Raw genomic sequence first — 14,059 nt, 5'->3', positions numbered from 1 at the left:
CCGGCGGGAGCGCCCGGTCAGCCGAGGCGCTCGGCGAGGAAGCGGTAGTGCACCGCGGCCATGTGCGCGGCCTGGGCGTTGTTCGCGGCGCCGCCGTGGCCGCCCTCGATGTTCTCGTAGTACGTGACGTCCTTGCCCTCGCCGAGCATCTTCGCGGCGAGCTTGCGCGCGTGGCCCGGGTGGACGCGGTCGTCCTTCGTCGACGTCGTGAACAGCACGGGCGGGTACTCGCGCTCGGCGTCGAACAGGTGGTACGGCGAGAACGTGCGGATGAACTCCCACTGCTCGGGGTCGTCCGGGTCGCCGTACTCCGCGGCCCACGACGCCCCCGCGAGGAGCTTCGTGTAGCGGCGCATGTCGAGCAGCGGCACGCCGACGATGACGGCGCCGAACAGCTCGGGGTACTGCGTGAGCATGTTGCCGGCGAGCAGGCCGCCGTTGGAGCGGCCCTCCATCCCCAGGTGCTCGGGCGTGGTGATCCCGCGGGCGACGAGGTCGCGCGCGACGGCGGCGAAGTCCTCGTAGGCGCGGTGGCGGTTCGCCTTGAGCGCGGCCTGGTGCCACGCGGGCCCGTACTCGCCGCCGCCGCGGATGTTCGCGACGACGTAGACGCCGCCCTGCGACAGCCACGCGCGGCCGAGCGCGCCGGAGTAGGCGGGCGTGAGCGAGATCTCGAAGCCGCCGTACCCGTACAGGAGCGTGGGCGCGGTACCGGTTCCGCTGCCGCCCTCGCCCGCCCCCGCGACGAGGTCCGCGCGGCCCACGACGAAGTACGGCACGCGGGTGCCGTCGTCGGACGTGGCGAAGTGCTGCGCGACCGTCATGCCGTCGGCGTCGAAGAACGCGGGGTTGGACTTGACGACCTCGGGCGCGCCCGCGTCGCCCGGGTGCTCGCCGAGCGACAGGAGCGAGAGCGTCGTCGGCGTGAGGTAGTCGGTCGTGACGAGCCAGAGGTCGTCGGTGTCGACGGGGTCGACCGCCCCGACGGCGACCGTGCCCAGCGCGGGCAGGCCCGGGATCTCCGAGCGCACCCACGGCGCGTCCGCGGCCTCCTGCCCGACGGCGCCCCCGGGCGCGGCGGCGTCCGGCGGCGTCAGCACGTGGAGCCGGTTCTTCACGTCGTCGAGCACGTTGACGACGAGGTGGTGGCGCGTCCACGTGGCGCCGGCGAGCGACGTCGTCGCCGTCGGCTCGAAGAGCACGGTGAAGCCGCGGTCGCCCGCGAGGAAGTCGTCGAACCGGGCCGCGAGGAGCGACCCGGCGCGGTACGTCGCGCCGCCGACCGTCCAGTCGTCGCGCAGCTCGACGAGGAGCCACTCGCGCCGCACGCCGACCTCGGCGGAGTCGGGCACGTCGATCTTCGTCAGGCGCTGCTCGGGCGTGCCGGTGCGCTCGGCGAGGTAGAGCTCGTCGGAGTAGAACGCCTTGGAGCGGTGCACGAAGTCGCGCTCGAACCCGGGCGTGTGCGAGCGCCAGGCGGAGATGTACATGTCCTCGTCGGTGCCCTCGTAGACGGTCACCGCGGCGTCGAGCGGGGTGCCGCGCGTCCAGCGCTTGACCACGCGCGGGTACCCGGACGGCGTGAGCGTGCCCTCGCCGAAGTCGGTGAAGACGTAGACGGTGTCGGCGTCGATCCAGCCGAGCGAGCCCTTGGCCTCGGCGCGGTGGAAGCCGCCGTCCTCCGGCGCGACGAACCGCTTCTCCACGAGGTCGAACTCGCGCGTGACGTCGGCGTCGGAGCCGCCGGGGGAGAGCTCGACGAGCGCGTGCCGCCACGGCTCGCCCGCGGCGAGCTGCTCCGGCGTCGGGCGCAGGACGCTCGCGCCGTGCCAGACCCACGACTCCCCCTCGGCCGCGGCGAGCGCGTCGAGGTCGAGGACGGTCTCCCACTCGGGGTCGTCGGTGCGGTAGGACTCGAGCGTCGTGCGCCGCCAGACGCCGCGCTCGTGCTGCGCGTCGCGCCAGAAGTTGTAGTACCGGTCGCCGATCTTCGAGACCTCGGGGATCTTCGCGTCGGAGTCGAGCACCTCGCGGATCGCGCGCTCGGTCGCGGCGAACTCGTCGGCGGTCTCGAGCGTGTCGGCGACCTCGGCGTTGCGGGCGCGGACCCAGGCCAGCGCCTCGTCGCCCTCGACCTCCTCGAGCCAGAGGTACGGGTCGTGGGGGGTGCCGTCGGGTCGGTCGGTCGCGGCGCGGCTCTCGGTCGCGGGCGAGGGGCTCGTCGTCTGCTCGGCGGTCATGGTCACCCACCCTACGGCGCGCGGCCCGTGGTGCGGAGGTCACGAGGAGGCGGGGACCTTCGGCCCGCATCGGGGCTCGACCCTTGTGGGCACGAGCGCCTTGTGAAAACCTTCACAAGTAGAGAGACCGCCGAAGGAGCCGGGGCATCCCGGCCCCGGCACACCCGCGGCCGACGCCCGGCGAGGTCGGGCACCGGAGGGGACGCATGAGCGCGAAGAGCGCCAGCACGAAGGTCGAGAACCGCACCGAGGACACCCGCACGACGCACGAGATCGACGTCCTCGTCGAGCGGGCCCGCAAGGCGCTCGACCAGTACATGAGCCTCACGCAGGAGGACGTCGACCGGATCGTCCTCAAGGCGTCCGTCGCCGGCCTGCACCAGCACGGCCACCTCGCGCAGATGGCCGTCGTCGAGACCGGGCGCGGCGTCTTCGAGGACAAGGCGACCAAGAACATCTTCGCGTGCGAGCACGTGCCCAACTCGATGGCGAACCTGAAGACGGTCGGCATCATCGGGCGCGACGAGCTCACGGGCGTCGTCGAGATCGCCGAGCCCGTCGGCGTCGTGTGCGCCGTGACGCCGGTGACGAACCCGACGTCGACCACGATCTTCAAGTCGCTCATCGCGCTCAAGACGCGCAACCCCGTGGTGTTCGCGTTCCACCCGAGCGCGCAGCGCTCGTCGGTCGAGGCGGCCCGCATCGTGCGCGACGCCGCGGTCGCGGCCGGCGCGCCCGACGACTGCATCCAGTGGGTCGAGCACCCGTCGATCGAGGCGACCAGCACGCTCATGCACCACCCCGGCGTCGCGCTCATCCTCGCCACGGGCGGCAACGGCATGGTCCGCGCGGCCTACTCGGCCGGCAAGCCGGCGCTCGGCGTCGGGGCCGGCAACGTCCCCGCCTACGTCGAGAAGAGCGCCGACCTCGGCCGCGCGATCAACGACGTCGTCATGTCGAAGGCGTTCGACAACGGCATGGTGTGCGCCTCGGAGCAGGCGCTGATCCTCGACGACGTGATCTACGACGACGCGATGCGCGAGCTCGCCCGCCTGCACGCCTACCGGGTGACGCCCGCCGAGAAGGCGATGCTCGAGCGCCTCATCTTCGGGGTCGAGGCGAACGGCACGAACTGCGCCGGGGCGAAGCTCAACCCGAAGGTCGTGGGCAAGTCGCCCGTGTGGATCGCGCGCGAGGCGGGGTTCGAGGTCCCCGACGACACGTCGATCATCCTTGCCGAGATCGACGACGTCGGCCCCGACGAGCCGCTGAGCCGCGAGAAGCTCACGCCCGTCCTCGCCGTGCTGCGCGCGCGGGACACCGAGCACGGCGTCCGCCTGGCCGAGCGCATGGTCGAGCTCGACGGCCTGGGCCACTCGGCCGCCATCCACACGTCCGACGAGGCGCTCGTCGAGCGCTACGGGTCGCGCGTGAAGGCTGTGCGCGTGCTGTGGAACAGCCCGACGTCGCTCGGCGGCATCGGCGACATCTACAACGCGCTGCTCCCGTCGCTCACGCTGGGCTGCGGCAGCTACGGCGCGAACTCGGTGTCGAACAACGTGTCGGCGGTCAACCTCATCAACGTCAAGCGGATCGGGCGGCGCAACAACAACATGCAGTGGTTCAAGGTGCCCGCCAAGACGTACTTCGAGCCGAACTCGATCCAGTACCTCGCGCAGATGCGCGACGTGCACCGCGTCACGATCGTCACCGACAAGGTCATGAGCCGCATCGGCGTCGTCGACCGCGTGCTCGACGTCCTCGCCCGCCGCGAGGAGAAGGTCGCGATCCAGATCATCGACGCGGTCGAGCCGGAGCCGAGCGTCGGCACCGTGAACCGCGGCGCCGAGTCGATGCGCGACTTCGAGCCCGACACGATCATCGCGATCGGCGGCGGGTCGCCGATGGACGCCGCCAAGGTCATGTGGCTGCGGTACGAGCACCCGGAGATCGAGTTCTCCGACATGCGGGAGAAGTTCTTCGACGTGCGCAAGCGCGCGTACAAGTTCCCGGAGCTCGGGGGCCGGGCGAAGCTCGTGTGCATCCCGACGTCGTCGGGCACCGGCGCGGAGGTGACGCCGTTCGCGGTCATCACCGACCCGGAGACGGGCTTCAAGTACCCGCTCGCGGACTACGCGCTCACCCCGACCGTCGCCATCGTCGACCCCGTGCTCACGGACACCATGCCGGCGAAGCTCGCCGCCGACTCGGGCTTCGACGCCCTCACGCACGCGACCGAGGCGTTCGTCTCCGTCTACGCGAACGACTTCACCGACGGGCTGTGCCTGCAGGCGATCAAGATGGTCTTCGAGCACATCGAGGACTCGGTCACGCAGGGCGCGGCGGCCCCGAAGGCCCGCGAGAAGATGCACAACGCGGCGACCATCGCGGGCATGGCGTTCGGCTCGGCGATGCTCGGCATCGTGCACGCCATGGCGCACACCGTGGGCTCGACCTTCCACCTCGTGCACGGGCGCACCAACGCGGTGCTCCTGCCGCACGTGATCCGCTACAACGGCCAGGTGCCCACGAAGCTCACGAGCTGGCCCAAGTACGAGCGCTACGTGGCCCCGGAGCGGTTCCAGGAGATCGCGAAGCACCTCGGGCTGCCGGCCTCCACCCCGGAGGAGGGCGTCGAGTCGTACGCGAGGGCGGTCGAGGAGCTGCGCGCCAAGGTGGGCATCGAGGCCACGTTCGCCGCGCAGGGCGTCGACGAGCGGGCGTTCATGAGCCGCCTGGACGACCTCGCGCTCCGGTCGTTCGAGGACCAGTGCGCCCCGGCGAACCCGCGGATGCCGGTCCTGGAGGACATGCGCGACATCCTCGTCGCGGCCTACCGCGGCAGCAGCCGCGAGGTCGTGCGGGCAGAGCGTCTCGCGGCCCACGAGGGCGCGAGCACCGAGGACGGGCAGGCGGCGACCCCGCCTGCCGGGAGCGTGGCGGCCGGCTGACCCTTCCCGGCCCCACGAAACCCGGAGCCCGACGGCGCGAGTCCCCTTCCGCCGTCGGGCTCCGTCGTGTGACGGGAGGGCCCGCGATGTGCTATCTATGAGTAGCACGCGTGGCGCGGGCGCCCCTCGCGGAGCGGGGGGAGGGGGTCGGTCGAGAACGGGGTGATACCGATAAGTCTGTAGACCGAGGAGTAGCGCTGGGTGACGGTTGCACGCGTGCAAGGAGATCTGCAGCGCGCGCTGGGTGAGAACCTGCGGACCCTCCGGGTCGGCCGCGGGATGAGCCAGGAGGACTTCGCCGAGTTCCTCGGCGTCCACCGGACCTACATGGGCGGGGTCGAGCGCGGGGAGCGCAACCTGACCCTCCGCTCGGTCGAGAAGCTTGCCGAGCGGCTCGACGTCGACCCCGTCTCGCTCCTCCGTCCACCGCCTTCGTAACGGCGCGGTCCGGCGTGTCGGACGCCCCCGGCATCATGGTCCCGTCGCCGGGGAGGTGATCGGCATGACCGACGTGCTCGACAGCACGACAGGGGGATCAGCAGTGTGGGCTTCGCCGCTCGGGAGGCCGTCCTGGCAGGTGGACGACTGCCCGCCGTGGTGCGTGGCCGTCCACGAGGAGGGCGACCACCCGCACGACCGCAAGCACCTCGGCCCGGAGCTCACGGTGCCCGCCACGACCCTCGCGGCGCACGCGTCGCCGGACGGCGTGCACCGGGACGAGCGGTCGGCGTCGGAGCTCGTGGTGTCGCTCCACCGCAGGGACGGGTCGCACGACACGTGGGTCTACGTGGGCGACGGGTTCGAGCAGCGCCTCGAGGTGCTGCTCGGCGACATGTGGCGCATCGTCGAGGCGTTCGGGCACGCGGTCGAGGGCCTGCCCCCGGAGGCGTGAGCCGGGCTCAGGCCGTGCCGCCCGGCCGCACGAACCCGGCCTCGTACGCGAGGATCACGAGCTGCACCCGGTTCGTCAGCCCGACCTTGGTGAGCAGCGACCGCACGTGGCTCTTCACGGTCGCCTCGGTGAGGTGCAGCTCCGCCCCGATCTCGCGGTTCGACAGGCCGCGCGCGACCGCGAGGAGCACCTCGCGCTCGCGCGGGGTCGCCGCGTCGAGCCCGGTGACCGCGGACCCGGTCTCGACGGCGTCGGAGGCCGCGAGCGGCGCCTGCCGGGCGAGCTCGACGTAGGTCGAGATGATGCGGCCCGTGACCGCCGGGTCGAGCAGGGAGTCGCCGGCGTGGACGCGGTGCACGGCGTCGACGAGCGACTGCGGGTCCGCGTCCTTGAGGAGGAACCCCGCGGCGCCCGCCCGCAGCGCGCCGTACACGTACTCGTCGTCGTCGAACGTCGTGAGGACGAGCGTGCGCACCGCCGCGAGCTCGGGGTCGGCCACGATGCGCGCGGTCGCCTCGATGCCGTCCAGCCGGGGCATGCGCACGTCCATGAGCAGGACGTCGGGGCGCAGGGCGCGCGCCATGGCGACCGCCGTCTCCCCGTCCCCGGCCTCGCCGACGACCGTGACGTCCGGCTCGTTGTCGAGGATCATGCGCAGGCCCAGGCGGATGGTCGCCTGGTCGTCCACGACGACGACGCGGACCGGCGTCGTGCCCGTGCCGGGGGCGCTCACGCCGCCGCCCGGGGGACTCGCGCCTCGACCGTCCAGCCGCCGCGCCCGTCCGGCCCGGCGGACAGCGCGCCCCCGGCCGCGAGCGCCCGCTCGCGCATGGAGGTCAGGCCGTGCCCCTGCCGCCCGTCGGTGCTCGGCAGCGGCGGTCCGGCGTCGTGGACGCGCAGGCGCAGGTCGCCCGCACGGTCGGTCAGGGTCACGGTCACGTCGTGGGCGAGGGAGTGCAGCAGCACGTTGGTCAGGGCCTCCTGGGCGATGCGGACGACGGCGAGGCCGGACTCGGCGCTCGTCGCGGGCCACGGGTCGGGGAGCGTGAGGTCGACGGCGCGCCCGGCGTCGCGCAGGCGGCGGGCGGCCGCGCGCAGCTCGTCCGCGGCCCGGTCGCCGTCGGGCGTCGGGGCGAGGGCCGCGGTGCCGCCGTCGGCCTCGGTGCCGCGGCGCAGCACCTGCACGACGGACCGCATCGCGGTGAGCGCCTGCTTGCCCTCGTCGGCGATCCACCGCACGGCCTCGGCCGGCGCGTCCGGGCGGTTCGCCGCGACGCGGTCCGCCGCCTGGGCGCGCACGACGATCGCCGACATGTGGTGCGCGACGACGTCGTGCAGCTCGCGCGCGATCCGCGTGCGCTCGGCGAGCACGGCGCGCTCCGCGAGCTCGGCCTGGAGCTCTTGGAGCTCCGCGTTGCGCTCGCGCAGGCTCTCGGACGTCAGGGCGAGGCGGCGGAAGAAGTACCCGGCGGCGACCGCGACGAGCACGAGGGCGAGCGCGAGGACGACGTCGGAGGGGGAGTTCGCGACCCAGAGCTCCTCGACGAAGAAGGCTCGGGGCGGCAGGACGAGCCCCGGGCGCCCCGCGAGCTGCAGCGCGAACGCCGCGAGGCCGGCGCCGACGGTCGCCAGGACCGGCGGCACCGCCCCGGACCGGGTCGCCGCGAAGGCCGCGATCATGAGCGGCACGAGCTCGAACGGGGTCTGCATGATCCAGGGGATCGCGAGCGGGTAGAGCGTGACGGTGCCCCAGAACAGCGGGCCGGGCGCGACGCGCCGCAGCGCGAGCGCGAGCACGATCCCCAGGCCGGCGATCCGGTACGAGTCGGGGAAGCGCGGGTACCAGTAGTCGCCGCGCTCCATGACCATGACCACGGTGAACCACACGGCGCCCGCGACGAGCGCGGTCGCGAGGTCCTGCGCCCACACGGGCAGGCGGGTCGTCGGGGGCACGCGTCCACGGTAGCGGGGGCGGGTCGTGCGCGGCACCGCCCCGGGAGGGAACCCGGCCCGTGCCGCCTCCGCCCCAGGGCGGAACGACGTCGGGCCGGGGGCGGACGCTCCCCGTCCGGCTGCACCGCACGGCGGGGTCGAGGAGTCGCCGTCGGGTCGATGTGGCGCGAGGTCGCCGCGGGCGAGCCTCGTCAGATGGCCACGACACCCCTGCGCCCCACGCCGCCCGCCCGCCACGTCCCGGGCTCTCGCGGCCCGCGGCGCGTCGCCCGCACCGTGCTCGGCGTCCTCGCCGTCGGCGCGCTCGGCGCGGCGGGCGCGCTCACGTACCTCACCGTGACGACGCACGACGGCGACGCCGTCGCCGACCCGTCGCCCACCCTGCGCCCCCAGACCGCGACCGGGCTGGACCCCGAGCTCGAACGCCGTTTCGACGAGGCGCGGGCCGCCGCCGACGCCGAGGGGGTCGAGCTGACGCTCACCTCGGGGTGGCGCACCGCGGCGGAGCAGGAGCAGCTCGTCGAGGCGGCGCTCGAGCGCTACGGGTCGCCCGAGGAGGCCCACCGGTGGGTGCTCCCGCCCGAGACCTCGGAGCACGTCGCGGGCCTCGCGATCGACGTCGGGCCGACCGACGGCGCACTGTGGCTCGGCGAGCACGGCCCCCGGTTCGGCCTGTGCCGCACGTACGCGAACGAGATGTGGCACTTCGAGGCCGCGACGGAGCCGGGCGGGACGTGCCCGCCGATGCACGAGGACGCCTCGCACGGCTGGGGGTGAGGGCCCGCCGGGGTGCGGTCCGGGGGCGGCGGATGTGGGCGGTCCGCGCGATGATGTGCGGGTGAGCGAGAGCACCCCCGCGACGTCAGCGCCGACCCCCCCGACCCCGACGGACGAGGACGCGCCCGCGGCGTCGTCCGCCGCCGAGCTGGACGAGGCCGCGGCGCAGCGGCGCTGGGCCGAGCTCGTCGCCCAGGTCGAGGCCGACCAGCGGGCCTACTACGAGGAGGACCAGCCGGTCTCGTCCGACGCGGAGTACGACGCGCGGATGCACGAGCTGCAGGCGCTCGAGGCCGCGCACCCCGCCCTCCAGACGCCCGAGTCGCCCACGCAGCGCGTGGGCGGCCGGGCCGCGGCCGGCTTCGCGACCGTCCAGCACCTCGAGCCCATGCTCTCGCTCGACAACGCCTTCAGCGCCGAGGACCTCGCCGCGTGGGCGGCGCGCGTGCACCGCGACCTGGGCGTGGCCGCGGACGCCGAGGTGGACTACCTGTGCGAGGTCAAGATCGACGGCCTCGCCATCGCGCTGCTCTACGAGAAGGGCCGTCTGGTGCGGGCCGCCACGCGCGGCGACGGGCGCACGGGCGAGGACGTGTCCGCCAACGTGCGGACGATCCCGAGCATCCCGCAGCGCCTCGCCGGCGACCCCGCGACGCACCCCGACGTCATCGAGATCCGCGGCGAGGTGTTCATGGGCGTCGCGGACTTCGCCGCGCTCAACGAGAAGCTCGTCGCCGCGGGCCAGGCGCCGTACGCGAACCCGCGCAACACCGCGGCCGGGTCGCTGCGCCAGAAGGACCCGGCCGTCACCGCGAGCCGCAACCTGCGCATGTACGCGCACGGCGTCGGTGCGCTCCAGTGGGAGGCAGGCGAGCACGCCGAGCTCGCGCGGCAGTCCGACGCCTACGCCCTGTTCGAGCAGTGGGGCGTGCCGGTGTCGCCGCACAACCGGGTCGTGCACGGGCTCGACGAGGTCATGGACCGCATCGCCTACTTCGGCGAGCACCGGCACGACATCGAGCACGAGCTCGACGGGATCGTCGTCAAGGTCGACGAGCTCGCGCTCCAGCGGCGGCTCGGCGCCACGAGCCGCGCGCCCCGGTGGGCCATCGCCTACAAGTACCCGCCCGAGGAGGTCAACACGCGCCTCCTCGCGATCCAGGTCGGCGTCGGGCGCACGGGCCGCGCGACCCCGTACGCCGTCATGGAGCCGGTCAAGGTCGCGGGCAGCACGGTGCGCCAGGCGACACTGCACAACCAGGACGTCGTCCGCGCGAAGGGCGTGCGCATCGGCGACATGGTGGTGCTGCGCAAGGCGGGCGACGTCATCCCCGAGATCCTGGGCCCGGTCGCGGCGCTCGCGGACGACGGCTACCCGCGCGAGGACTTCGTCATGCCCGCGGACTGCCCGGAGTGCGGCACGCCGCTGCGCCCCATGAAGGAGGGCGACGTCGACCTGCGCTGCCCCAACGCCGAGTCGTGCCCCGCCCAGGTGCGCGGCCGCGTCGAGCACATCGGTTCGCGCGGGGGGCTCGACGTCGAGGTGCTCGGCGAGGTGACGGCGGCCGCGCTCACGCAGCCGCTCGAGCCGGCCGAGCCGCCGCTGCGCACGGAGGCCGGGCTGTTCGAGCTGAGCGTCGAGCAGCTCGTCCCGATCCGGGTCGTCGTGCGCGACTCCGAGACCGGGCTGCCGCGCGAGTACGACGGCACGGGCGAGCCGGCCGAGATCACGATGCCCGACGGCTCGACCGCGACCGTCAAGTCCGTGTGGCCGTTCCGGAAGAAGCGCAAGCTGTCGAAGGCCGCGGAGCGCGCGGCGATCGAGGCGGGGGAGCCCCTCTTCGAGGCGTCGACCAACGCGACGAAGCTCGTGGAAGAGCTCGAGCTCGCGAAGACGAAGGACCTCTGGCGCATCCTCGTCAGCCTGAACATCCGGCACGTGGGCCCGGTCGCGGCGCGTGCCCTCGCGGACTGGTTCGGCTCGCTCGACGCGATCCGGGCGGCGACGCGCGACGAGCTCGCCGCGGTCGAGGGCGTCGGGCCCGTGATCGCCGACCAGGTCGTCGAGTGGTTCACCGTCGGCTGGCACGTCGAGATCGTCGACCGCTGGCGGGCGGCCGGAGTGCGCTTCGAGATCCCCGACCACCCCGGCCCCGGCGCGCGCCAGGAGCCGACCGGTCCGCTCGCCGGGCTGACGGTCGTCGTGACGGGGTCGCTCGAGGGGTTCAGCCGCGACGGCGCCAAGGAGGCCGTCATCGCGGCGGGCGGCAAGGCGTCCGGGTCGGTCTCGAAGAAGACGGACTACGTCGTCGTCGGGGCGAGCGCCGGCTCCAAGGAGACCAAGGCGCGCGACCTCGGGCTGCCGATCCTCGACGAGGAGGGCTTCGTCGCGCTCCTCGCCGGAGGGCCCGACGCCGTGGCCGACCGCCTCGGTGCGGGCCCGGCGTCGGACGACGCGGGCGACGCCCCGGCCACGGACGGCGGGGCAGAGCCCGGCGCGGACGGCTGAGCCGCGCGTCGGGCCGGGCGCCTACGATGCTCCGGTGCTCGACGCCACCACCGCCCCGTCCCGTACCCTCCCGACCCTGCGCGGCGCCCACCTCGTGGGCTCCGTGAACCTGCCGACCGCGCGCGAGACCTTCCGTGCGGTGGGGGAGCACCTCGGCGACCACGTGCGCCGCGTCCCCGACGGGGAGGTCGGCGAGCGGTTCCACTGGATCCTCTTCCAGGGTGAGCGGTTCTCCGCCGTCGACGGACTCGCGCGCGTCCCGGTGGACCCGGTCGTCGTCGCAGGGTTCGACGTGCGCCCGCACGTCCTCGACGGCTCCGTCGACGCGGCCGACCTGCGGTTCGGCCCGCTCGGCTACGCCGACGCGGCCCTCGCCTCGTACGCCGACTTCGTCGCGCTGCGCGAGGAGGGCGCCCTACCGGCCGGGGCCCGCTTCCAGGTGTGCCTGCCCTCGCCGCTCGCGCCGGTGACGGCGTTCGTCGCGCCCCAGGACCGCGCGGCGGTGCACCCGGCGTACGAGGCCGCGCTCGTCCGCGAGCTCGCGGCGATCAGCGCCGCGATCCCCGCGGAGGACCTCGCGGTCCAGGTCGACCTCGCGACCGAGTTCGCGTTCGTCGAGGGCGCGAACCTCGGCGGCGGGGCCGCGCGCGCGTGGTTCGACGCCGAGGCCGGGGGAGACGAGGACGTCGTCGTCGGCTGCGCGCGCCGGGCGGCGGCGTTCGCCCGGCACGTCCCCGCCGCGGCCGAGCTGGGGTTCCACCTCTGCTACGGCGACGTCGCGGAGAAGCACTTCGTCGAGCCGACGGACACCGCGAACCTCGTCCGCGTCGCGAACGCCCTCGTGGAGCACCTCGACCGGCCGGTCCAGTGGGTCCACCTGCCGGTCCCTATCGCGCGCGACGACGTCGCGTACGTCGCGCCGCTGGCGGACCTGCGCCTGGACCCGGCGACCGAGCTCTACCTCGGGCTCCTGCACCACGAGGACGGTGTCGAGGGCGCACGCCGTCGGCTCGCCGCGGCGGCGTCGGTGCTCGGCGACCGCCCGGTCGGCGTCGCGACGGAGTGCGGCTTCGGCCGCGGCCCGAGCGAGCGCACCACCGGCCTGCTCGACCTGCACGCCGCGGTGCTCGCGGCGGTCTGACGGCTCAGCCCCGGGGCCGCCGCCCGACGACCTCGCGCAGCCGCGCGACGCCGTCGGGCGGGACGGGGAGCGACGGCCCGCGCGGGGGAGCGGTCGGTACGCCGAGCAGGGTGGCGAGGGCGTGGAACCCGCTCACCGGGCGCAGGTCGGCGAGCACGGCGGTCAGGTCGTGCAGCCAGCGGGCGACCCGCGCGTCCGGCACCGTGCCCGCGGTGCGGGCGCGGCGGAGCGCGACGTACTCCGCGGGGACGAGCGCGGCGAGCCCGGTGTGCCAGGCATCGGCCGGCTCGGCGCCGCGCACGAGCGGGACGTCGCCGCTCAGCCCGACGCTCACGCCGAGGCCGTCGGTCGCGTCCCGCAGCTCGGCGACCCGCCCTCCGGGTCGCGCGGGCGTCGACGCCGCGTCCTTGACCGCGACCACGGTCGTCGTGCGGGCGAGGTGCGCCAGGGCGCCCGGCGTGAGGTCGTACGCGGTCTGGACGCTGCGGTTGTAGAAGCACACCGGCAGGTCGACGTCCGCCGCGACCGCCTCGAACAGCGCCACGACCTCCGCCTCGTCGAGCGGGAGGTAGGAGAACGGCGCGAGCACGAGCCCGTCGGCGCCCGCGTCGCGCGCAGCACGGGCTCGTGCGAGGACCTCGCGCGTCGACGCGCCGCTCACCGCGACGTGGACGGGCACGGCCGTGGCGCCCGTCGACCCCGCGGACACGGCCGCCCGCACGACGGCGTCGCGCTCGTCCGGGTCGAACGTGACCCCGGCGCCCGACGACGCGAGCACCACGACGCCGTCGACCCCGGCACCGGCGGCGTCCCGGACCAGGCGGCCGAGAGCGTCGAGGTCGGGGGCGTCGTCGTCGGTGAGGGGCGTGATCGGGTAGGCGAGCAGGCCGCGGAAGGCGGTCATGCGCGCGGGCTCAGCGGCTCGCCCAGAGGATGCCGCGCTCGACGATCGTGCGGATCGGAGGCACCTCGAGGTCGGCGAGCTGGTGCCCCGCCGCGCACACGAAGATGCGTCCGGCGCCCCAGCGTCGCGTCCACACGGCGGGGGAAACGACGGGCTCGTGCCACGGGTCGCCGTCGCGCGGGAGGATCGTCGTGGTCGCGAGGACGTCGTTGTACGAGTCGGCGAGCACCCAGTACTGCTCCGAGTGCAGCGCGATCGAGTCGATCCCCGCGACGATCGGGTGGTCCCCGCGCTCGGGCACGATCTCGATCGTGTGGTCCACGAGGTCGTGCGCGTGGGCGGCGAACTGCCCGCCCACCATCTGCAGGTAGTCGGTGGCGAGCCGGAACGAGTCGACGATGCCGCCGTGCCAGCCCGCGAACCCGGTGCCGTTCGCGATGGCCGTGCGCAGGCCGCGCATCTCGTCCGGGAGGATCTCGCCCATCGTCCAGCACTGCACGACGAGGTCGAGGCTCGTCATGAACTCCTCGTCGGCGTACGCCTCGAGCGACCCCTCGAGCGTCACGTCGTAGCCGGACGCCTCGAGGAACGGGATGAACAGCTCGGCGGCCTCCTCGGGTGCGTGCCCGGGCCACCCGCCCCGGACCACGAGCGCTCGACGGTTCCGCTCGGTCATGACTCCTCCTCGTGCT

11 protein-coding genes are annotated in these 14,059 nt (G+C 74.3%); 6 read left to right on the top strand and 5 right to left on the bottom strand.

From position 1 onward, the window contains the following. Positions 1 to 17 precede the first annotated feature (17 nt). A complete protein-coding gene (locus ACPCUX_RS16460) occupies positions 18 to 2,240 on the bottom strand; it encodes a prolyl oligopeptidase family serine peptidase (RefSeq protein WP_423389187.1) in 2,223 nt (740 codons plus the stop codon). Positions 2,241 to 2,446: 206 nt separating this feature from the next. Between ACPCUX_RS16460 and adhE the strand changes: the two genes are divergently transcribed. From adhE to ACPCUX_RS16445, 3 genes are all read left to right on the top strand, one after another. Then, the gene (gene adhE, locus ACPCUX_RS16455; protein WP_144722674.1) at positions 2,447 to 5,191 is read left to right on the top strand and encodes a bifunctional acetaldehyde-CoA/alcohol dehydrogenase; all 2,745 of its coding nucleotides are present in this window, start codon (positions 2,447 to 2,449) and stop codon (positions 5,189 to 5,191) included. A gap of 216 nt (positions 5,192 to 5,407) precedes the next feature. Continuing rightward, a complete protein-coding gene (locus ACPCUX_RS16450; protein ID WP_031315411.1) occupies positions 5,408 to 5,629 on the top strand; it encodes a helix-turn-helix domain-containing protein in 222 nt (73 codons plus the stop codon). Positions 5,630 to 5,693: 64 nt separating this feature from the next. Continuing rightward, positions 5,694 to 6,083: a DUF6907 domain-containing protein gene (locus ACPCUX_RS16445; protein ID WP_128082891.1), complete on the top strand. Its 390-nt coding sequence runs from the start codon at positions 5,694 to 5,696 to the stop codon at positions 6,081 to 6,083. 7 nt (positions 6,084 to 6,090) lie between these two features. Here ACPCUX_RS16445 and ACPCUX_RS16440 read toward each other — a convergent pair whose 3' ends face one another. Beyond that, positions 6,091 to 6,816 (bottom strand): response regulator, encoded by a 726-nt coding sequence (locus ACPCUX_RS16440; RefSeq protein WP_031315413.1) that lies wholly within the window; start codon positions 6,814 to 6,816, stop codon positions 6,091 to 6,093. Beyond that, positions 6,813 to 8,036, bottom strand: a complete 1,224-nt coding sequence (locus ACPCUX_RS16435) for a sensor histidine kinase (protein WP_423389186.1) — start codon at positions 8,034 to 8,036, stop codon at positions 6,813 to 6,815. The genes ACPCUX_RS16440 and ACPCUX_RS16435 overlap by 4 nt, the downstream gene beginning before the upstream one ends. Positions 8,037 to 8,231: 195 nt before the next feature. Here ACPCUX_RS16435 and ACPCUX_RS16430 point away from each other — a divergent pair, with 195 nt between their 5' ends. The 3 genes from ACPCUX_RS16430 to ACPCUX_RS16420 all read left to right on the top strand — a co-directional run bounded on the left by ACPCUX_RS16430 (position 8,232) and on the right by ACPCUX_RS16420 (position 12,463). Beyond that, entirely contained in the window at positions 8,232 to 8,813 is a 582-nt protein-coding gene (locus ACPCUX_RS16430; RefSeq protein WP_423389185.1) for a M15 family metallopeptidase, read from the top strand. 61 nt (positions 8,814 to 8,874) lie between these two features. Continuing rightward, complete coding sequence (gene ligA, locus ACPCUX_RS16425) at positions 8,875 to 11,322, top strand: NAD-dependent DNA ligase LigA (RefSeq protein WP_085387588.1); 2,448 nt, start codon at positions 8,875 to 8,877, stop codon at positions 11,320 to 11,322. Positions 11,323 to 11,356: 34 nt separating this feature from the next. Continuing rightward, positions 11,357 to 12,463 (top strand): hypothetical protein, encoded by a 1,107-nt coding sequence (locus ACPCUX_RS16420; RefSeq protein WP_423389184.1) that lies wholly within the window; start codon positions 11,357 to 11,359, stop codon positions 12,461 to 12,463. 4 nt (positions 12,464 to 12,467) lie between these two features. Here the strand turns inward: ACPCUX_RS16420 and ACPCUX_RS16415 are convergent, their stop codons facing one another. After that, positions 12,468 to 13,367, bottom strand: a complete 900-nt coding sequence (locus ACPCUX_RS16415; RefSeq protein ID WP_423389183.1) for a dihydrodipicolinate synthase family protein — start codon at positions 13,365 to 13,367, stop codon at positions 12,468 to 12,470. Between the two features lie 10 nt (positions 13,368 to 13,377). Further along, on the bottom strand, positions 13,378 to 14,043 hold the full coding sequence (locus ACPCUX_RS16410) for a ThuA domain-containing protein (protein ID WP_021483712.1): 666 nt from the start codon (positions 14,041 to 14,043) through the stop codon (positions 13,378 to 13,380). Positions 14,044 to 14,059: the final 16 nt, after the last annotated feature.

It is taken from the genome of Cellulosimicrobium sp. AB352 (assembly GCF_049538415.1).
In the GTDB taxonomy this organism is placed as follows: Bacteria; Actinomycetota; Actinomycetes; order Actinomycetales; family Cellulomonadaceae; genus Cellulosimicrobium; species Cellulosimicrobium funkei.
This window is presented reverse-complemented; position numbering and strand designations above follow the sequence as displayed.